At 73.7% G+C, this 17,508-nt stretch carries 18 protein-coding genes; 12 read left to right on the forward strand and 6 right to left on the reverse strand.

Annotated elements, in window-relative coordinates; genetic code table 11:
- Positions 1-19: 19 nt before the first annotated feature.
- On the forward strand, positions 20-1,885 hold the full coding sequence (locus KBY90_RS15075) for a diguanylate cyclase domain-containing protein (RefSeq protein ID WP_254967690.1): 1,866 nt from the start codon (positions 20-22) through the stop codon (positions 1,883-1,885).
- A gap of 129 nt (positions 1,886-2,014) precedes the next feature.
- On the opposite strand, the gene KBY90_RS06490 is transcribed toward KBY90_RS15075, so the two are convergent.
- Positions 2,015-4,201 (reverse strand): 4Fe-4S binding protein, encoded by a 2,187-nt coding sequence (locus tag KBY90_RS06490; protein WP_254967806.1) that lies wholly within the window; start codon positions 4,199-4,201, stop codon positions 2,015-2,017.
- Between the two features lie 112 nt (positions 4,202-4,313).
- Here KBY90_RS06490 and KBY90_RS06495 point away from each other — a divergent pair, with 112 nt between their 5' ends.
- The gene (locus tag KBY90_RS06495) at positions 4,314-4,925 is read left to right on the forward strand and encodes a glutathione S-transferase family protein (protein ID WP_254967691.1); all 612 of its coding nucleotides are present in this window, start codon (positions 4,314-4,316) and stop codon (positions 4,923-4,925) included.
- Positions 4,922-5,611 (forward strand): ligase-associated DNA damage response endonuclease PdeM, encoded by a 690-nt coding sequence (gene pdeM, locus KBY90_RS06500; protein WP_254967692.1) that lies wholly within the window; start codon positions 4,922-4,924, stop codon positions 5,609-5,611. Before KBY90_RS06495 ends, pdeM begins: the two co-directional genes overlap by 4 nt.
- Here the strand turns inward: pdeM and KBY90_RS06505 are convergent.
- On the reverse strand, positions 5,568-6,005 hold the full coding sequence (locus KBY90_RS06505) for a CBS domain-containing protein (RefSeq protein ID WP_254967808.1): 438 nt from the start codon (positions 6,003-6,005) through the stop codon (positions 5,568-5,570). The two genes, pdeM and KBY90_RS06505, sit on opposite strands and share 44 nt — an antisense overlap.
- A gap of 112 nt (positions 6,006-6,117) precedes the next feature.
- On the opposite strand from KBY90_RS06505, the gene KBY90_RS06510 reads away from it, so the two are divergent.
- The 3 genes from KBY90_RS06510 (at position 6,118) to KBY90_RS06520 (ending at position 7,314) form a co-directional block, all read left to right on the forward strand.
- Positions 6,118-6,324: a ubiquinone biosynthesis protein COQ4 gene (locus KBY90_RS06510; RefSeq protein ID WP_254967693.1), complete on the forward strand. Its 207-nt coding sequence runs from the start codon at positions 6,118-6,120 to the stop codon at positions 6,322-6,324.
- The gene (locus tag KBY90_RS06515) at positions 6,321-6,878 is read left to right on the forward strand and encodes a CDP-alcohol phosphatidyltransferase family protein (RefSeq protein WP_254967694.1); all 558 of its coding nucleotides are present in this window, start codon (positions 6,321-6,323) and stop codon (positions 6,876-6,878) included. The genes KBY90_RS06510 and KBY90_RS06515 overlap by 4 nt, the downstream gene beginning before the upstream one ends.
- 133 nt (positions 6,879-7,011) lie before the next feature.
- On the forward strand, positions 7,012-7,314 hold the full coding sequence (locus KBY90_RS06520) for a PIN domain-containing protein (RefSeq protein WP_254967695.1): 303 nt from the start codon (positions 7,012-7,014) through the stop codon (positions 7,312-7,314).
- 28 nt (positions 7,315-7,342) lie between these two features.
- On the opposite strand, the gene KBY90_RS06525 is transcribed toward KBY90_RS06520, so the two are convergent.
- Complete coding sequence (locus KBY90_RS06525; protein ID WP_254967696.1) at positions 7,343-8,260, reverse strand: NAD-dependent epimerase/dehydratase family protein; 918 nt, start codon at positions 8,258-8,260, stop codon at positions 7,343-7,345.
- A gap of 39 nt (positions 8,261-8,299) precedes the next feature.
- Positions 8,300-9,187: a malate transporter gene (locus tag KBY90_RS06530; protein WP_254967697.1), complete on the reverse strand. Its 888-nt coding sequence runs from the start codon at positions 9,185-9,187 to the stop codon at positions 8,300-8,302.
- Between the two features lie 81 nt (positions 9,188-9,268).
- Here KBY90_RS06530 and hisA point away from each other — a divergent pair, with 81 nt between their 5' ends.
- The 6 genes from hisA to KBY90_RS06560 all read left to right on the forward strand — a co-directional run bounded on the left by hisA (position 9,269) and on the right by KBY90_RS06560 (position 15,073).
- Entirely contained in the window at positions 9,269-10,042 is a 774-nt protein-coding gene (hisA, locus tag KBY90_RS06535; RefSeq protein WP_254967698.1) for a 1-(5-phosphoribosyl)-5-[(5-phosphoribosylamino)methylideneamino]imidazole-4-carboxamide isomerase, read from the forward strand.
- Between the two features lie 198 nt (positions 10,043-10,240).
- Positions 10,241-10,603, forward strand: a complete 363-nt coding sequence (locus KBY90_RS06540; RefSeq protein ID WP_254967809.1) for a Fur family transcriptional regulator — start codon at positions 10,241-10,243, stop codon at positions 10,601-10,603.
- Positions 10,604-10,635: 32 nt separating this feature from the next.
- Positions 10,636-12,330 (forward strand): DUF3685 domain-containing protein, encoded by a 1,695-nt coding sequence (locus KBY90_RS06545; RefSeq protein WP_254967699.1) that lies wholly within the window; start codon positions 10,636-10,638, stop codon positions 12,328-12,330.
- Between the two features lie 105 nt (positions 12,331-12,435).
- Entirely contained in the window at positions 12,436-13,029 is a 594-nt protein-coding gene (locus tag KBY90_RS06550; RefSeq protein WP_254967700.1) for a thylakoid membrane photosystem I accumulation factor, read from the forward strand.
- Entirely contained in the window at positions 13,026-14,447 is a 1,422-nt protein-coding gene (fumC, locus tag KBY90_RS06555) for a class II fumarate hydratase (protein ID WP_254967701.1), read from the forward strand. Before KBY90_RS06550 ends, fumC begins: the two co-directional genes overlap by 4 nt.
- Positions 14,444-15,073 (forward strand): TenA family protein, encoded by a 630-nt coding sequence (locus tag KBY90_RS06560; protein ID WP_254967702.1) that lies wholly within the window; start codon positions 14,444-14,446, stop codon positions 15,071-15,073. The genes fumC and KBY90_RS06560 overlap by 4 nt, the downstream gene beginning before the upstream one ends.
- Before the next feature lie 45 nt (positions 15,074-15,118).
- Here KBY90_RS06560 and KBY90_RS06565 read toward each other — a convergent pair whose 3' ends face one another.
- Positions 15,119-16,243 carry a YbdK family carboxylate-amine ligase gene (locus KBY90_RS06565; protein WP_254967703.1) on the reverse strand — a complete coding sequence of 375 codons (1,125 nt, stop codon included), beginning with the start codon at positions 16,241-16,243 and terminating at the stop codon, positions 15,119-15,121.
- A gap of 17 nt (positions 16,244-16,260) precedes the next feature.
- The gene (locus tag KBY90_RS06570) at positions 16,261-17,445 is read right to left on the reverse strand and encodes a M20 family metallopeptidase (RefSeq protein ID WP_254967704.1); all 1,185 of its coding nucleotides are present in this window, start codon (positions 17,443-17,445) and stop codon (positions 16,261-16,263) included.
- Positions 17,446-17,508 lie beyond the last annotated feature (63 nt).

Here is a 17,508-nt window from a genome sequence, read left to right on the forward strand (position 1 = left end):
GGCCCCAGGAGCCGACGGCGTGGCCACACCGCCAGAGCCACCAGGACGCCGCCCCGGGGGAGGGCAGGCAGCGCCGCTCGCCCGGCTGGCGAAGGGGCTGCAGGCCGCCCCCCTGCAGGCGCTGCCGCCGCTGGTGCTGGCGGGCGGGCTGCTGCTCACCGGCGTGGTGACGGCGGGGATGCACCGCGCGGCCCTGGCCGAGCAGCGGCGCCTGGAGCAGGCGCTGCTGCTGCAGGCCGGTGGGGCCATCCGCGCGGCCCTGGCCGAGGACATCCAGCTGCTGCAGGCGGTGGCGGGGCTGCTGCGGGTGGCCGCACCGGTGCGGGAGGCGGACTTCCGCAGCTTCGCAGCGGCCCTCGCCGGCGAGGGCCGGGTGCTGGGCTTCGCCCGGCGCCTGGAACCGCTGGCTGCGCCGGGCGCAGCGCCGATCCGCAGCCGGGTGGAGCTGGTGGCGCCCTCCGCTGCCGCCCATCGGCCACTGCTGGGAGAGGATCCGGCCGCCGTGCCCGCCCGTCGCGAGGCCCTGGAGCGCTCGGCCCGAACGGGCCTGGCCAGCCTCAGCGGCGGGCCGGAGCCGGCCCTGCTGGCGCTGGCGGTGCCGGCGGCGGCAGCGGGTGGTCCCCCCCAGGGCTGGGCGCTGACGGTTGTCGAGAGCGACGGGCTGCTGGCCCGGGGTCTGGCACGGCTGAGAGAAGGCCAGTGGCTGGCTGGCCGCCTGCGCCTCACGGGCAGCGGTCGGGAGCCGCCACCCCTTCCGGAAACCGGCGGCGATCCATCCGGCGGCAGCCTCAGCCAGCCGCTGGATCTGGCCGGCCGCACCTGGACCCTCACGCTCCTGCGGGCCGGCCCGGGGGAAGGCCCGGGCGCGGACCGGCGCGGCCTGTGGCTGCCGCTGGCCTGCGGGCTGGCCGCCACCACCCTGGCCGCCCTCAGCACCCGGGCGCTGGTGAACAGCCATCTGGCGATGCGCGCGGCCCTGGCCGTGAACCAGGCCGCCGGGGAGGAGCGGGCCCTGGCCAGCACGGTGTTCGAGGCCTCGCGGCTGGGGATCGTGGTGAGCGACCCCCAGGGCAGGATCCTGATGGTGAACGAGGCCTTCGGCCGCCTCAGCGGCTACCGGCCGGTGGAGGTGCTCGGGCGGCACACCAACCTGCTGCGTTCCGGCCGCCACGACGACGCCTTCTACGGCGAACTCTGGAGCAGCCTGCACAGCCAGGGCCACTGGCAGGGCGACCTCTGGAACCGGGTGCGCAGCGGCGAACTGCGCCGCCACCACCTCTCGATCTCCACCGTGCGCGGACCGGATCACCAGCCCCGCTACTTCGTGGGCATGCTGGAGGACATCACCGACCGCTACGCCGAGGAGAAGGCGGTCCACCACCAGGCGCGCCACGACGTGCTCACCGGCCTGGGCAACCGCGCCCTGCTGATGGAGCAGCTGGAGCGGGATCTGGCCCTGGCGCAGCGCCACCACTGGGCCCTGGCGGTGCTCTATCTCGATCTCGACGGCTTCAAGGAGGTGAACGACCGCCACGGCCATGCCGTGGGTGACCGGGTGCTGCAGGTGATGGCCCGGCGCCTGCAGGCCGTGCTGCGCAGCACCGATGTGATCTGCCGTCAGGGGGGTGACGAGTTCGTGGTGCTGGTGCCCCATGCCGGCGGCGAGGGGGAGCTGCTGCGGATCGCCGACAAGCTGATCGAAACCTGCAGGGAACCGCTCACGGAAGTGGGCCTGGATCCGGGGCTGTCGGCGAGCGTCGGCATCGCCCGCTACCCCGAACACGGCCGCACGGTGCGGCAGCTGCTGGTGGCCGCGGACCAGGCGATGTACGCAGCCAAGGCTCAGGGAGCCTGCGTGCGCATGGCCTCCCTGCTGCCCCTGTGAAGGAACGCGACCCTCAGGCCTGCTCCAGGCGCTTGACGATCCAGGCCATCAGCGCCAGCGAGGCGGCCAGGGCGATCAGCAGGGCGGTGGTCATGGAGGTGCGGGGGGCGGCTGGGGGGTTGGGCGCCATTATCCCGGCGGCAGGACAGCCAGGGGCTGCTGCAGCTGCGGCAGGGCCACCAGCCAGCGGCCGCCGGCGGCCAGCAGCAGGAACACCCCCAGTCCGGCCAGCTGCAGCCGCGGCGCCGGCCACAGCCGCCGCAGCAGCACCGCCGACCAGCCCAGCCCCAGCAGCACCGCGGCGCTCTGGCAGAAGGCGATCACGTGGACGTCGGCGCTCCAGGCGGGCAATGAGGCCGCTCCGGCCAGCAGCGGCGCCAGGCTCACCGGCAGGATGCGGCCGGCCTCGGCCATGCCCAGGGGCAGGTGGCGGGCCAGCAGCAGCGCCCAGAGCAGGGGCAGCAGGGCGTAGAGCGGCAGGCGGCGCTGGCCCGCCGGGAGCAGCGGCCGGCTCAGGAGAAACAGCAGGGCTGGCAGGGCCAGGGCCAGGCAGCCGAACGCCAGCCTCGGCAGCAGCGGCCCGGCCTGCAGGCTGCCGGGCGCCAGCGGCAGCCAGCCCAGCAGCCGTTGCCAGTGGTGCAGGCCGATGCCGCCGGCCAGCACCAGGATCAGCCCCGCCTCCCCGGCCGGCGCCTCCATCTCCCGCTGCAGGTCGGCGGCGGGGGGGCGCAGGCGCAGCTGCACGGAGCGGTGCGGGCACGCCGCGGCGCAGGTGAGGCAGAGCACGCAGTTGCGATTGTCGGCCAGGTGGGCGGGGTGGGTGCCGAGGGGACAGCCGGCGGTGGCCAGACCCTCACCCACCGCCGGACCGCCCTTGAAGCAGCCGTAGGTGCTGCAGCTGCCGCTGCAGGTGCCGGCCTGGGCCCGCAGCTCCAGGATCGAGAGCTTGGCGAACAGGCCGTTCATGCCGCCCACCGGGCAGAGGTAACGGCACCAGAAGCGCTTCTCGAACAGCAGCGAGCCCAGCACCGCCCCGGCGGTGATCAGCAGCAGCAGGCAGCTGCTCAGCCAGGCGGTGTTCTCCAGGTCCCACACCTCCTCCCAGAGCAGGATCAGGGCGAAGCCGGCAGCCAGCAGCGGCGCCCCCCAGGCGTCGCTGTCGCCCCGGGGCCAGGAGCGCGGCCGCCAGCCCAGGGCGCGGGCGAGGCGCTGGCTGATCTCGCCCCACACCATGAACGGACAGAAGGAGCACCACAGCCGCCCCACCAGCGGATAGGCCAGCAGGATCAGCGGCCACCACCAGGCCCAGAACAGGTTCAGGGCGCCGTTGTGGGCCCGGTCCTGGGGACCGAGCCAGAGCCACAGGTTCACCAGCACGAACACCCAGCTCACCAGGCCGAAGAGCAGGGCGTTCCAGAGCCGGGGGGAGCGCATCGCGAAGCGCAGCCGCGGCTTCCAGCGCCAGAGGTCGAAGCGGGCCCGGCCCGGCCGGGCGCCGGTCCAGAACACCTCATCGGGCAGGGTGGCGGGCAGGCTGGCGAAGGGGGCGCCGGGCCGTTCACTGGAGCTGTCGGCGGCGGCCTGGCGCAGGGCCCGTTCGATCACGCCCTCCAGCTCCGTCACGTTGCCCGGGAAGTCGTGGCTCTGGAGCCGCTTCACCACCGCCTCGCTCACCTGCGGCGGCAGCCGCCAGCCCAGCCCCCGGGCCCGCTGGCGGATGCCGTAGCGCAGCCACTCGCCCAGGTCCTGGCGCCGCACCCGCAGCGGCGGCACCCGGATCACGGTGGCGCAGCGGTCGAACTCCGCCAGGGCCGACTCGGTGGTGGCGAACACCCGGCCGCAGAACCGGCGCTCGCGGCCGGCAGGGCCCGGCGCCCGCCAGCGGCCTTCGCGCAGCAGCTCCAGCAGCCGCGGGCGCAGGCGGGGATCGGCCCGGTCGAGGTTGTCGATGAGCAGGGCGCCGTCCCCCAGGCAGTCGAGCAGCGAACCGTCACCGCCGGAGGAGGCGCTGCCGAACAGGGCGGCCCCGTCATCGCCCAGGGTGGCGGCGTCGATGCGGGCCATCAGGCGCCGCCGCTGCGGGCTGCCGTAGTGGATCAGGGCAGCCAGGTTGTCCTTGCCCAGCCCGGGTTCGCCGCAGATCAGCACCGGCCCGGCCCCCGGGTCGGCGGCCGCCTGGCGCACGGCCTCGCGCAGACGCTCGGCGTAACGGCTGCTGCCCACCACCCCCCGGCGCGTGCGGCCCACCAGGTGGGGGGCCAGCTGCAGCAGGCAGGCCTGGCGGTCCGGGTCTCCGTGGGTGCCGTGCTCCGCCATCCCCAGCCCCCGCCGCCACTGCTTCGACACTGCTTCGATTGTGTGCCCCAGGCCCGGCGGCGGCAGCCCTCCGGCGGCCCATAGGCTGGCCGGCGCTCCCGCCCAGGCCCCCATGACCCTCACCCTCTACGGCGGCGCCCGCACCCGCGCCTCCATGCCCCGCTGGTACCTGGAGGAGAAGGGCATCCCCTACCGCCTGGTGGAGCTCGACCTGCAGGCCGGCGAGCACCGCGAAGCGGCCTTCACCGCCATCAACCCCTTCGCCAAGCTGCCGGCCCTGGAGGACGACAGTCTCGAGGCCCCCGGCGGCGGGCCGCTGCGGCTGTTCGAGAGCGGCGCCATCCTGCTGCACCTGGCCGAGCGCCACGGCGGCGAATTCAACCCTGAGCTGGTGGGCGGGCCGGACGCCGCGGCCGCCCGCCGGGCCCTGGTGGCCCAGTGGCTGCTGTTCGCCAACGCCACCCTGGCGGTGGCCCTGTTCGTGCCCAGCAACCGCGAGCGCGAATTTCCGCGGCTGATGGACGTGCTCAACGCGCAGCTGGCCGGCGGCGGGCCGCTGGTGGGCGAGGCCTGGGGCGCCGCCGACTGCGCCGTGCAGGCCTATCTGGCCTACCTGCCGATCTTCTTGCCCCAGATCGACCTCAGCCCCTGGCCCCAGGTGCAGGCCACGATCGCCGCCGCCCAGGCGCGGCCGGCCTACCGGCTGGCCATCGGCCCGCGGTGAACGCCAGCTTCCACTGGCGCGGCGAGCATCTGGAGCTGCTGGGCGTCCGGGCCGCCCTCGACCCCCGGCGCGGGGTGCTGCTGGTGGCCGACGTGCACCTGGGCAAGGCCGAGACCTTCCAGGTGCATGGCGTGCCCCTGCCCAGCGACGGCGACGCCGGCAGCCTCAACCGGCTGCTGGAGCTCAGCCACCGGCACCGTCCGCACCGGGTGGTGGTGCTCGGCGATCTGATCCACAGCCGCCTCGGCCTCACCGCCGAGCTGCGGGCCAAGCTGGCGGCGCTGCCCGAGCTGCTGGGGTGTGCGCTGGAGCTGGTGGGGGGCAACCACGAGCGCGGCAGCTGGATCGCCGGCCTGCCCCAGCAGCCCAGCCAGGCCCTGGGGCCGTGGTGGCTCAGCCATGAGCCCGAGCCGCGCCCGGGCCTGCTCAACATCTGCGGCCACCTGCACCCGGTGGCCGTGATCGGCCGCGGCGCCGACCGCCTGCGGCTGCCGTGCTTCAGCTACGACCCCAGGGCTGAGCGCCTGGCGCTGCCCGCCTTCGGCGAGCTCACCGGCGGCCATCCCAGCCCGACCGGGGAGCGGCAGTGGCTGGTGGCGGAGGGCGCGGTGGTTCCCTGGAGCGCCGCGGACGGGGCGGCGCTCAGGCCTCGGCGGCCAGGGCCCGCACCACGTCGCCGCGGGTGAGCACGCCCACCGGCCGGCGGGCGTCGTCGAGCACGAACAGGCGCTGGGTACCGCCCTCGTGCAGCTGCCGGGCCGCGGCAGGCAGCTGCAGGTCGGCGCCGCAGCTGTGGGGATTGCGCCGCATCACCTCGCCCACCGTGCTGCCCAGCACCTGGTGCACCTCCCGCTCCCAGCTGAGGGGATTGCGCAGGTAGATCACGGCGTCGAGCAGCATCACGTAGGGACCCGGCTGGAAGCCGCTCTCGCGCACCATCAGGTCCTGCTCGGTGAGTTCCCCCACCAGGGCGCCGCTCTCGTCCACCACCGGCAGGCCGCTGATGTGGTGGTCGCTCATCAGCTTCACGGCGTTCTGCAGGGGGGTGTCGACCGTGACGCTGAGCACCGGGGCGGTCATCACGGCGGAGACGGGCTGTTGCACCACGGCGGCAGGGGCGGGCTGTGGGGGCATTCTGAGCCTGGGCCGGCGCCGCCTTCACAATGGGCAGAAGCTGCAGCCGCAAGCGGGGATGGGGCGCTTCCAGGAGTTGCTGCGCGCGGCCGACAGTCTGCGACTGCTGACCGCCATCGCCCGCCGGGCCGCCTGTCTGGCCGCGGTGCGCTGGGAAGAGGGCTGGCACAGGCCCGTGCGCCAGGGGCGTGAGGAGCTGGGCATCAGCGATCCGGCCGACGCCGAGCCCTATGGCCTCCACGCCCAGCTGGGGCCGCTGCCATGAGCGGCAGGTCAGCGGCGGGTTTCAGCATCCGGGCTCGGCGGCTGGCCGACGGCCTCACCGTGGCGCGGGCCCTGCTGGGCCTGCCGCTGATCCTGGCCTTGGGCGCCGGCCAGGCGGCCCTGGCCTGGTGGCTGCTGCTGCTGGGTGGCCTCAGCGACGGCCTCGACGGCTGGTTGGCCCGCCGCGCCGGTGGCGGTTCGGAATGGGGGGCGCGCCTCGATCCCCTCACCGACAAGATCCTGATCGCCGCGCCGCTTCTGTGGCTGGCCGCCCAGCCGGCGTGGCCCCAGCAGCTGCCGCTCTGGGCGGTGTGGCTGCTGCTGGCCCGCGAGCTGCTGATCTCCGGCTGGCGCGCCGGAGCCAGCGGAGGCGGCCCAGCCTCCCTGTCCGGCAAGGCCAAGACCGTGCTGCAGTTCACCAGCCTGCTGCTGCTGCTCTGGCCGCCGGGTTGGCAACCCGATCCAGCGGCCCTGCATCAACTGGGCTGGTGGCTGTTCTGGCCGTCGCTGCTGCTGGCGCTGAGCTCGGCCCGGGGGTACCTGCGGCGCAGCTGAACCCGTTCAGCCGCTACGTCGATGCCCGCAGCCGCAGGCTCGAGGCCCTGGCCCGCTTCGAAGCCGTGGCCTCAAGCAGCACCGGCAGCAGCGCAGAACCCTGGACGCGCGATGAGCTTCACCAGCCCCGCTGATGCGGGCGTTCATCGACTCCAACCTCTGGGCCTACCGCCTCGACCAGCGAAATCCCGGGAAATCCGAACGGATCCGCCACTGGTTGGCGCAGGTCTGTGCTGACCACGAGGTGGTGACCACCGACACGACGCTGGTGCTCGATGCGCATCTGCTGAGCACGCGCGAACAGCTGAGCTGGTTAGATGCCCTGATCGCCGAAGCCGCCATCCGCAGCCGCTGTGATGTGCTCTTCAGCGAGGACTTCAACCACGGCGGCCGGATCGGCGCTCTCCGCCTGATCAACCCTTTGGTGGATCGCTGAAGCCTGGCTCAGCCGCGAGTGGGCACCATCAACCGATCAGGGCCGCGTCGCCGCTGCAGTCGGGCTCGGCGGGCGGGCGCAGGGCGTAGTCGTTTCGGTAGCTGTCCGCCAGGGTGGCGTCCAGATCGAAGGCCGGCTCCCAGGCCAGCTCCCGCCGCACCCGGGTGATGTCGGTGAGGAAGTGAGCCAGGCGCAGGGGGAAGGCCTTGCGTGCCTTCTTGTCCAGCCCGGCGGGATCGAAGCTGCGGATCTCCACAGCAGCCGGATCCACACCGGCGGCACGGGCGGCGCTGTGCACCAGCCCGCGGAAGGTGACGCCCTGGCGGCCGCTGCAGTTGTAGACGCGGTTGGCGGCGGCCTCCACCTCGATGCAGCGGGCCATGGCGGCGGCCAGGTCCTGCACATGACCGAGCTGGGTGATCGTGCTGCCGTCGCCGGGCAGCGGCACCGGCCGGCCGTGCACGATGCGGTCGAAGAACCAGCTCTCCACGGGGTTGTAGTTCCCCGGGCCGACGATGTAGGTGGGGCGGAAGCTGGTGAAGGGGATGCCCTGGGCGCGCAGCCAGTCCTCCGTCTCCGCCTTGCCGGCATGGCGGCTGGCGGGATCGGTGGGGCTGCTCTCATCGAGGGGCCAGAGCTCGCTGTCGGCATAGACGCCGGCCGAGCTCACGTACACGACGCGGTGGGCGGGTGCGTCGGTACGGGCGATCACGGCGCGGGTGTCGGCGAGGGTGCGGCCCGAGCTGTCCACGATCACGTCGAACCGCCGGCCCTGCAGCACCTCCAGTCCCTCCGGCGCGCTGCGGTCTCCCACCAGGTGCTCCACGCCGCCCGGCACGGGATTGCGGCCGCGGGTGAACAGGGTGAGCTCGTGGCCCTGGGCCAGCAGCAGCTCCACCAGGGGCCGGCCCACGAAGCGGGTGCCGCCCATCACCAGGATCCTCATGCCGCCTGAGTCCGCCGGAGCGTCCGAACTGGGCGCCATTCAAGCCCCGAGGGGGAGGCCGGCGCCGAGGGCCCAGGCCCACAGCGGCACCGACACCAGGGCCAGCAATGTGCTCCAGAGCACGAGGGCCGCCGCCTCGGTGGCGGCCTCGGGCCCCTCAACCGCTGAGCCGGCGGCCTCCGAGAGCAGCAGCACCGCCACGGCCGTGGGTGCCGCCGCCTGCAGCACCACCGCCGAGCGGGCGGGTTCCTCCAGGCCCAGCAGCTCCACGCCGGCCAGCAGCAGCAACGGGAACACCAGCAGCTTCACCAGCAGGGCCGGCAGCAGGCGCAGGGGCAGCCGCGCCCCCAGCACCGGCCCCAGCCGCAGGCCCACCACCACCAGCGACAGCCAGATCACCAGCCGCGCCGGCCACCAGAGGGCAGCGGCCAGGACCTGGTGCCAGGGGGTGCCCTGCAGCAGCAGAGCTCCCAGCAGCCCCTGGGTGGCCGGGCTGGCCGCCATGGATTTCAGCAGCACCCCGGCCCGCAGCGGCACGCCCCGGATCAGCGAGGGGCCGATGCACCAGGTGAACAGGGTGGCGGCGAGGTCGTAGCTGATGCTGTAGCCCACGGCGCCGGCGGGCAGCAGAGCCAGGGCCGCGGGAATGCCGAAGTAGGCGGTGTTGCCCACCACGGCGCCCAGCCGCTGCTGGGGCGTGCGAAAGGCGGCCCGCAGCGGCGGCACCAGAGCCAGGAGCAGCAGCGCACAGAGCACGGCCGCGGCGGCCAGCAGCAGCACCTGGCCGTAGCTCCAGTGCAGGCCGCTGCGCAGCAGCAGGCCGGTGATGCTCACCGGCACGCCCCAGCGCAGCAGCGGCACCGCCAGGCGACCGGCCAGGTGGGGATGCCCACGGGCCAGCAGCATGCCCGCCGCCAGGGCCGGCACCAGCTCCAGGAGGAAGGCCAGGACGAACGCAGCCGCGGTCCTTCAGGATGGCCGGCGCGTGGAGTGCGAGGCCAGCCAGCGATGCAGATCATCCCCGCCATCGACCTGCTCGACGGCCAGTGCGTGCGGCTGCACCAGGGCGACTACAGCCAGGTGACGCGCTTCAGCGACGACCCGGTGGCCCAGGCCCTGAGCTGGCAGGAGCAGGGTGCCGCCCGCCTGCATCTGGTGGATCTGGACGGCGCCCGCAGCGGCCTGCCGGTGAACGACGCCGCCGTGAAGGCGATCACCGCCGCGCTGACGATTCCGGTGCAGCTCGGCGGCGGCGTGCGCACGGCCGAGCGGGCCGAGGAGCTGCTCGCCTGCGGCCTCGACCGGGTGATTCTGGGCACGGTGGCGCTGGAACGGCCGGAGCTGGTGCAGAAGCTGGCGGCGCGCCACCCGGGCCGGATCGTGGTGGGCATCGACGCCCGCAACGGCAAGGTGGCCACGCGCGGCTGGATCGAGGAGAGCGGCACCGACGCCACCGATCTGGCCCGGCGCTTCAGCGGCAGCGGCATCGCCGCGGTGATCAGCACTGACATCGCCACCGACGGCACCCTGGCGGGTCCGAACCTGACGGCGCTGCGGGCCATGGCCGAGGCCAGCGCCGTGCCCGTGATCGCCTCGGGCGGCATCGGCAGCCTCGAGCACCTGCTCTCGCTGCTGGCCCTCGAACCGCTGGGGGTGGAGGGCGTGATCGTGGGCCGGGCGCTCTACGACGGCCGGGTGGATCTGGCCGAGGCCCTGGGCGCGGTGGGCGACGGGCGCCTGCAGGACGTGGGCGATCCCCCCGCCAGCGCCGGCATCGCGTAGGCGGACCGATTGCAGGTTGCTCTATAACGGACTGAGTCGTCCTGCTGCCGTCAAGAGCCGCTGCCACGCGTGAGTGCCGCCCCCGCCACAACCGGGCTTGCCGCCAGCGGCTCCGCCACGGCGGCTCCCCCCGCCGCCGCTGACGCCGCAGGCTGCACCACCGTTGAGGAGGTGTACCGCCGCTGCCGCGACCTGGGCATGCGCCTCAGCCGTCAGCGCCGCATGGTGCTCGATCTGCTCTGGAGCGAGAAGAGTCACCTCAGCGCCAGGGACATCTTCGAGAAGCTCAACGATCTGGGCCGCAACATCGGCCATACCTCCGTCTACCAGAACCTCGAAGCCCTGCAGTCGGCCGGGGTGATCGAGTGCCTCGACCGCGCCAGCGGCCGCCTCTACGGCTACCGCAGCGATCCCCACAGCCACCTCACCTGTATGGAGTCGGGCGCGATCCGCGATCTGGACGTGGAACTGCCCCCGGAGCTGCTGCAGCAGATCGAACAGCACACCGGCTACTGCATCGAGACCTACACCCTGCACCTCACCGGCCGCCCCCGCCGCTGAGCGGCGGCCGGTCCCCCAACCCGCAGGCCGTCTTGCCGGGGCCGGTACTCTGGGCCGACGCCAGGCGCCTGCGCGTGAGCACCGAGCTGCTGCTGATCGCCGAGCCCCTGCTGGCCGCCGCCCTCACCCGGCTGCTGGCCGACGAGCTCAGCGAACTCACGGTGGCCGAGGGCCCCGGCCGTCTCCAGGGCGCTCCGGCCCTGGTGCTCTGGCGGCCCAGCGCGGCCATGGCCGAGGCCAGCCTCCGGCGTGAAGCGCTGCTGCTGCGCGAGCGCTGGCAACCGGCGCCGCTGCTGGTGGTGCTGGGCGCCGGCCACGGCTTCGGCCGCGAGATGCTGCTGCAGCTCCCCTGCCAGGGCCTGATCGAGGACCCCACGCCGGAGCGGCTGCTGGAGGCGATCGCCACCCTGCGCGGCGGCGGCCGCGTGCTGCAGCTGCAGCCGGACGAGGGGCCGGCAACGGGCGCGAAGCCCGGCCTGGGCCAGGCCCTGCTGCTCAGCGGTCTCGATCAGATCGCCGTGGCCATGGCCGGCTGCAACCTGCTGCTGGCCCGCCCCTCGCTCCACCCCCTGGCCCGCCTGATGCTGGAGGGCCGCCTGCGGGAGCTGAGCTGGGCGCGCCGGCTGCTGCTGTGGCTCTGGGGCCCGCTCAGCATGGCCTGGAGCGACCCCCTGCCGGTGTCCGCCGAGGCTGCCGGCGCAGACCAGCTGCCCGGCGCAGGGGGCGCACTCACCCTGCGCCAGCGCAGCGCCGGCGGCATCTGGGACACGGTGCGCGGCCGGCTCACGACAGCGATCGAGACCGGTCTGGCCAACCGCAGCGGCCAGCTGCTGGCGATCGAGGGCCTCAACAGCGACCGCCGCGTCGACCTGCTGATCGCCCTGGTGCACCAGCTCGACCGGCTGCGCCTGCAGCTGGCCGGGGAACTGGCCGGCGGCGGCTCTGGCAGTGGGGCCGGTGGCGGGAGCAGCGACCTGACGGCGCTGCTGGAGCGCTGGCAGGCACTGCAGCCCCAGCTGCGCGAGCAGGCGCTGCGCGAGATGGCCAGTCCCTACGTGCAGCTGCCCCAGGACGGCAGCCTCACGCCGGTGGCGGCCAGCCTGGTGCGCGCCAGCGACCTGCGGGCCGACGACCCGGAGCTGCCCGACGCCCTGCCCATGGTCGCCGCCCTAGTGCTGGCCCGGCCGCTGCTGGTGGACGGCCAGCTGCTGCCGCCGGACGATCCCCGCGCCGTGCTGCACCTGGAACGGCTGGTGGCCAACTGGCTGCTGCGCAGCGCCGAACTGCTGGCCGCCGAGGTGCTGGCCAGCTGCGGCGCCTGGCCGGAGCTGCGCCGCTACCTGCTGCGCCCCGATCTGCTCTCCACCCGCAACCTGGAGCGGCTGCGCAACCAGCTCAATGCCCAGCAGCGCTGGCTGAGCTGGGTGGAGCGGCCGATCGCCCTCTACGAGAGCCGCCGCCAGCTGCTCTGCCTGGAGGGCACCGGCATCGCCAGCGTGCAGCTGCTCGAACCGCGCGACCGGGAACTGCGCCAGCTGGGCGGCCTGCAGCAGCTGGTGACCCTGGCCCTGGAAACCCGCGATGCCATCGCCCCCCAGCTGCGCACCCTGCTCAAGGGCATCGGCGATCTGCTGGTGGTGCTGCTCACCCAGGTGGTGGGCAGGGCCATCGGCCTGGTGGGCCGCGGCATCCTGCAGGGCATGGGGCGCAGCCTCACCCGCCCTTGAACGCTCCGGCCGGACGCCACAATGGCGCCACCGCGATCGAGGGAGAGCAGCGTGCAGCAGGCCGGGGCCGACGGGCAGGGGATGGCGACACGCATGCCGCACCCCATGCCAACACGCACGCGGCTCACCGGCCTGCTGCTCAGACTGGCCCTGGCGCTGCTGCTGCTCCTGCCCGCGGCGCCGCTGCTGTGGCCCGCTCCGGCCCGGGCCGCCCTCGACAGCGACACCTACGACGGCAACATCTACGCCCTCTACGCCGGCAACGGCTCCCTGGTGCCGCCGCGCAGCACCCTGGCCCAGGCACTCGGGGCCGGCCGCCCGGCCGTGGTGGTGTACTACCTCGATGACGACGCCGCCAGCAAGCGTTTCGCGCCGGTGGTGTCGGAACTGCAGCGGCTCTGGGGCAACAGCATCGAGCTGATCCCGCTGGTCACCGATCCCCTGCAGAACCGTGCCGACGGCGGCCCCGGCGACCCGGCCCACTACTGGCGCGGCCTCACCCCCCAGGTGGTGGTGTTCTCCGGCGGGGGCCGCGTGCTGCTGGACGCGGAGGGCGCCGTGGATCTGGACGTGATCAACGAGGCGGTGAGCGAAGCCACCGGCATCCCCCTGCCCGAGGCCTTCCGCGGCGGCAGCAGCACCGTGAGCATCAACGAGCTCAACGCCGAGGTGGTGAGCGGCGGAGGCGCCCGCCGATGAGCGCCCCCGGCCCGACGCGCCAGGAGAGCGACAGCCTGGGAGCCGTGGCGGTGCCCGCCGAGCGCCTGTGGGGTGCCCAGACCGAGCGCTCGATCGCCTTCTTCCCCTTCGGCCAGCCCATGCCGCCGGCGGTGGTGCACGCCTTCGGGGCGCTCAAGGCCGCCTGCGCCGAGGTGAACCGCGAAGCCGGAAAGCTCAGCCCCGAGCTGGCGCAGCTGATCGTGGCCGCCGCCGAGGAGGTGGCCCGCGGTGAGCTCGACGCCGAGTTTCCGCTGAAGGTGTGGCAGACGGGCTCCGGCACCCAGACCAACATGAACGTGAACGAGGTGATCGCCAACCGGGCGATCGCCGCGGCCGGCGGGGTGCTGGGCAGCAAGAGCCCGGTGCATCCCAACGACCACGTGAACCTGAGTCAGTCGAGCAACGACACCTTCCCGGCCGCCCTGCACGTGGCCGTGGCGCTGGAGCTGCAGCGGCGGCTGATCCCGGCCCTCGAGGCCCTGCACGACGCCCTGGCCACCAAGGCCGAGGCCTTCAGAACCATCATCAAGATCGGCCGCACCCACCTGCAGGACGCGGTGCCCCTCAGCCTCGGCCAGGAGTTCGGCGGCTACGCCGCCCAGCTGGAGCTGGGCCTCGAGGGGCTGAGGGCGACCCTGCCCCAGGTGCACCAGCTGGCCATCGGCGGCACGGCGGTGGGCACCGGCCTCAATGCACCGTCCGGCTTCGGCGAGGCGGTGGCGGCCCGGCTGGCCGAACGCCTCGGCCTGCCCTTCACCAGCGCGCCCAACAAGTTCCAGGCCCTGGCGGGCCACGAGCCGCTGGCGGCCGCCCACGGCGCCCTCACGGTGCTGGCCGGCAGCCTGATGAAGATCGCCAACGACATCCGCTGGCTGGGCAGCGGCCCCCGCTGCGGCCTGGGGGAACTGATCCTGCCCGAGAACGAGCCCGGCAGCTCGATCATGCCCGGCAAGGTGAACCCCACCCAGTGCGAGAGCCTGACGATGGTGGCGGTGCAGGTGATGGGCAACAACACCGCCGTGCAGATGGCTGCCAGCCAGGGCAACTTCGAGCTCAACGTGTTCAAGCCCCTGATCGCCCACAACCTGCTGGAGAGCATCGAGCTGCTTGCCGGGGCCGCCACCGGCTTCCGGCGTTTCTGCATCGAGGGCCTGGAGGCGAACACGGCACGCATCGAGAGCCTGCTCGACCAGAGCCTGATGCTGGTGACGGCGCTGACGCCGGCGATCGGCTACGACCGCGCCTGCGCCATCGCCAAGCACGCCCACCTGCACCAGCTCAGCCTGCGCGAGGCGGCCCTGGTGCTGGGCGAGATCAGCGCCGAGGACTTCGACCGCTGGGTGGAGCCCGCCCGGATGGTGGAGCCCGTCGGGCCAGGGCAGGCGGAGCAGCGATGAGCGCAAGCCTGGCCGGCCAGCTCTGGGCCGGCAACGCCGATCTGGCCCGGCGCACCCTGGAGCACCCGTTCGTGCAGGGTCTGGGCCAGGGCACCCTGCCGCGCGCGGCCTTCTGCGGCTACGTGGCCCAGGACGCCTACTTCCTGGAGAGCTTCGCCAGGGCCTATGCCCTGGCCATCGCCCACAGCCCCGACCGCGACAGCCTGGTGGCCTTCAATGCACTGCTGCAGGGGGTGCTGGAGGAACTCCGCCTCCATGCCGGCTACGCCAGCCGCTGGGCCATCGATCTCGACGCCACCAGCCCCCTGCCGGCCACTACGGCCTACACGGAGTTTCTGCTCGCCACCGCCCGCGGCGGCGATGCCGGCCTGATCTGCGCCGCCATGACCCCCTGCCTGCGGCTCTACGCCTGGCTGGGGCAGCAGCTGCGCGCCCAGGTGGGCCACCCCGGCCACGCCTACGCCGAGTGGATCGACACCTACGCCGACCCCGCCTTCGCAGCCCTGGCCCGCCGCCTGGAGGCACTGCTCGACCGCCTGGCCAGCCCCGGCAAGGCGGTGGAAGCCACCTACCGGCGGGCGATGGAACTGGAGCTCGCCTTCTTCGAGGCCCACGCGCCCGGCTGATCCGCACCCCTTCCAGGCTCAGGCGGGCCCAGCCGGGGTCGGCGCTCAGGCGGGTGAAGCGTTGAGATCGGCCCGGAACTCACGGCTCAACGCCGCCACCACCTCCCGGGGACCGCCACCGCGCCGAAGCCGGCGGCGCTGGCGGGCGTAGGGGAGCCCAGCGGCGATCGAGGCGTCGAGGCGATCGAGCCAGGGCCGCTCATCGGCCGCAGCCCAGGGGCGCACCCACGCGAGCACCTGATCGGCGATGGCGCGCAGGGACATCAGCTCACCCTCCTGGCTGGCGATCAGCCGGGCCTCGAGCCCATCGCGGGAGGCGATGAAGCAGTTGTCCCGCAGGGTCCACCAGGGCTGGGGGGCCAGCACCGCGGGCGGCGTCCAGGAGCCGCGGGAGGCCTGGAGACAGCGCACCAGCGCCCGCAGCAGCGCAGCCAGCGCCAGCGCCTCGCTGAGTGTGGGCTGGGCGTCCATCACCCGCACCTCCAGGGTGCCGAAGTGGGGACAGGGCCTCAGATCCCAGTGGAGGTCGCGGGCCGTGTGCAGCACCCTGGCCCGGGCCATGGCGGCGAAGAAGCGCTCGAAGGCCGGCCAGTCGGGGAAATCGGGCGGGATGCCGTAGCTGCGCGAGGCGGCCAGCACCCGGTGGCGGAAGGCCGCGAAACGGGTGTCGCTGCCATGCCAGCAGGGGGAGCTGGCGGAGAGCGCCACCAGCAGGGGCAGGAACGGCTTGAGCTCGCGCATCAGGGTCACGGCCTCCTCGCCGCCGGGCAGGCCCAGATGCACATGGGTGGCGAAGGTCACCTGGTTCTGCCCCAGCCAGCCGGAGGACTTCTCCATCAGCCGGTAGCGCTCGCCTGGGGTGAACAGCGCCGGCTGGGTGTTGAAGGGATGGGTGCCGGCGCCGCAGACCCCCAGCCCCAGCCCGTCGAGGTGCCCCAGCAGTTCGCGCAGCAGGGTGCGCAGGCTGGTCTCCAGCTCGCTGAGATCCGCCGTCACCGGCGACACCACCTCCACCGTGTTCTGCAGGAACTCCGGCTTCACGAAGGACTGGTCGGGATAGGTCGCCAGCAGCGGCAGCACCGCGTCGGTGAGGTTGAGGGTGTGGGGATCGAGCAGCTGCAGCTCCAGTTCCATCCCCACCGAGAAGGCCGGCGACGGCGTGAAGTCCATGGCCCGCGCCTCCGCCGTCAGGCCGGCGGCGCTCCCTGCAGGGGCGATCGTTCCGCCTCGCGCACCACCGCCTCGAAGAAGGCGGCGCCCACCGGCAGCACCCCCTCGTCGATGTCGAAGGCCGGACTGTGCAGGGGCACGTACGGGCTGCCCTCGGGCCTGGCCCCGAAGCGCACGTAGCAGCCGGGGATCCGCTCCAGGTAGTAGGCGAAGTCCTCACTGCCCATGCTGGGGTGGTCCAGCGCCATCAGGCCGGCGTCCCCCACCACCTGGCGGGCGGCGCGCTCCGCCAGGCGGGCTTCAGCGGCGGTGTTCACCACCGGCGGATAGCCGCTCTGGAGCGTCACCTCCACCTCGGCGCCGTGCAGGTCGCCCAGGGCGCGGGCCATGCGCCGCAGGCCGGCATGGAGCTGATCGCGCACCGCCGGCAGGGTGGTGCGGATGCTGCCCTCCAGCACGGCCGTCTCGGCGATCACGTTCGGCGCCGAACCCGCCTGCACCTGGCCGATCGTCACCACCGAGGGGTGCACGGGATCGATCTCCCGTGACACCAGGGTCTGCAGGGCGGTGATCAGGAAACCCGTGATCACCACGGCGTCGGTGGCCTCGTGGGGCCTGGCGCCGTGGCCGCCGCGGCCGCGCACGTCGATCCGGAAGCGGTCCGACTGGGCGGTAATCACCCCGGCCGCCACCATGATCTGGCCCACCCGGTAGTGATGGGTCACATGGGCGCCGAAGATCGCGCTCACCCCCTCCAGGGCGCCGGCGGCGATCACGGTGCGGGCACCGCCGCCCTTCTCCTCGGCCGGCTGGAACACCAGCCGCACCCCCACCACCGGCGGCGCGGCCGCCAGCAGGTGGGCCGCCCCCAGCACCATCGCCACATGGGCGTCGTGGCCGCAGGCGTGCATGCGCCCCGGCTCCTGGGACGCGAAGGGCAGCTGGGTCGACTCCTCCCCGGGAAGGGCGTCCATGTCGGCCCGCAGGGCGATGGTGGTGACGGGCTGGGATGGCCCCAGCCGGCCGATCACGCCGCTGCCCACACCGCCGTAGTCGCAGGCGATGCCGAGGGCCTCGAGCTCGGCCATGATCCGTGCCGCCGTGCGCTCCTCCTGGAAGGCCAGCTCGGGGTGGCGGTGCAGGTCGCGGCGGATCTCCCGCATGCGGGCGATGACGCCTTCGGGGACGGCGCTGTGATGCATGAGGTGCCTCCCTGCAGCCGGGGCTCTCTCTTCAGGGTGCACACGATCGAGGCCGAAAGGAGC

Source organism: Cyanobium sp. CH-040, from assembly GCF_024346135.1.
Lineage (GTDB): Bacteria > Cyanobacteriota > Cyanobacteriia > PCC-6307 > Cyanobiaceae > NIES-981.

What these genes read in the sequence shown, in the direction of transcription:
- KBY90_RS06490 (WP_254967806.1), bottom strand. Translation starts at nt 4,201, where the DNA reads ATGGCGGAGCACGGCACCCACGGAGACCCGGACCGCCAGGCCTGCCTG.
- KBY90_RS06495 (WP_254967691.1), top strand. Translation starts at nt 4,314, where the DNA reads ATGACCCTCACCCTCTACGGCGGCGCCCGCACCCGCGCCTCCATGCCC.
- KBY90_RS06505 (WP_254967808.1), bottom strand. Translation starts at nt 6,005, where the DNA reads ATGACCGCCCCGGTGCTCAGCGTCACGGTCGACACCCCCCTGCAGAAC.
- KBY90_RS06510 (WP_254967693.1), top strand. Translation starts at nt 6,118, where the DNA reads ATGGGGCGCTTCCAGGAGTTGCTGCGCGCGGCCGACAGTCTGCGACTG.
- KBY90_RS06515 (WP_254967694.1), top strand. Translation starts at nt 6,321, where the DNA reads ATGAGCGGCAGGTCAGCGGCGGGTTTCAGCATCCGGGCTCGGCGGCTG.
- KBY90_RS06520 (WP_254967695.1), top strand. Translation starts at nt 7,012, where the DNA reads ATGCGGGCGTTCATCGACTCCAACCTCTGGGCCTACCGCCTCGACCAG.
- KBY90_RS06525 (WP_254967696.1), bottom strand. Translation starts at nt 8,260, where the DNA reads ATGAGGATCCTGGTGATGGGCGGCACCCGCTTCGTGGGCCGGCCCCTG.
- hisA (WP_254967698.1), top strand. Translation starts at nt 9,269, where the DNA reads ATGCAGATCATCCCCGCCATCGACCTGCTCGACGGCCAGTGCGTGCGG.
- KBY90_RS06540 (WP_254967809.1), top strand. Translation starts at nt 10,241, where the DNA reads ATGCGCCTCAGCCGTCAGCGCCGCATGGTGCTCGATCTGCTCTGGAGC.
- KBY90_RS06550 (WP_254967700.1), top strand. Translation starts at nt 12,436, where the DNA reads ATGCCAACACGCACGCGGCTCACCGGCCTGCTGCTCAGACTGGCCCTG.
- fumC (WP_254967701.1), top strand. Translation starts at nt 13,026, where the DNA reads ATGAGCGCCCCCGGCCCGACGCGCCAGGAGAGCGACAGCCTGGGAGCC.
- KBY90_RS06560 (WP_254967702.1), top strand. Translation starts at nt 14,444, where the DNA reads ATGAGCGCAAGCCTGGCCGGCCAGCTCTGGGCCGGCAACGCCGATCTG.
- KBY90_RS06565 (WP_254967703.1), bottom strand. Translation starts at nt 16,243, where the DNA reads ATGGACTTCACGCCGTCGCCGGCCTTCTCGGTGGGGATGGAACTGGAG.
- KBY90_RS06570 (WP_254967704.1), bottom strand. Translation starts at nt 17,445, where the DNA reads ATGCATCACAGCGCCGTCCCCGAAGGCGTCATCGCCCGCATGCGGGAG.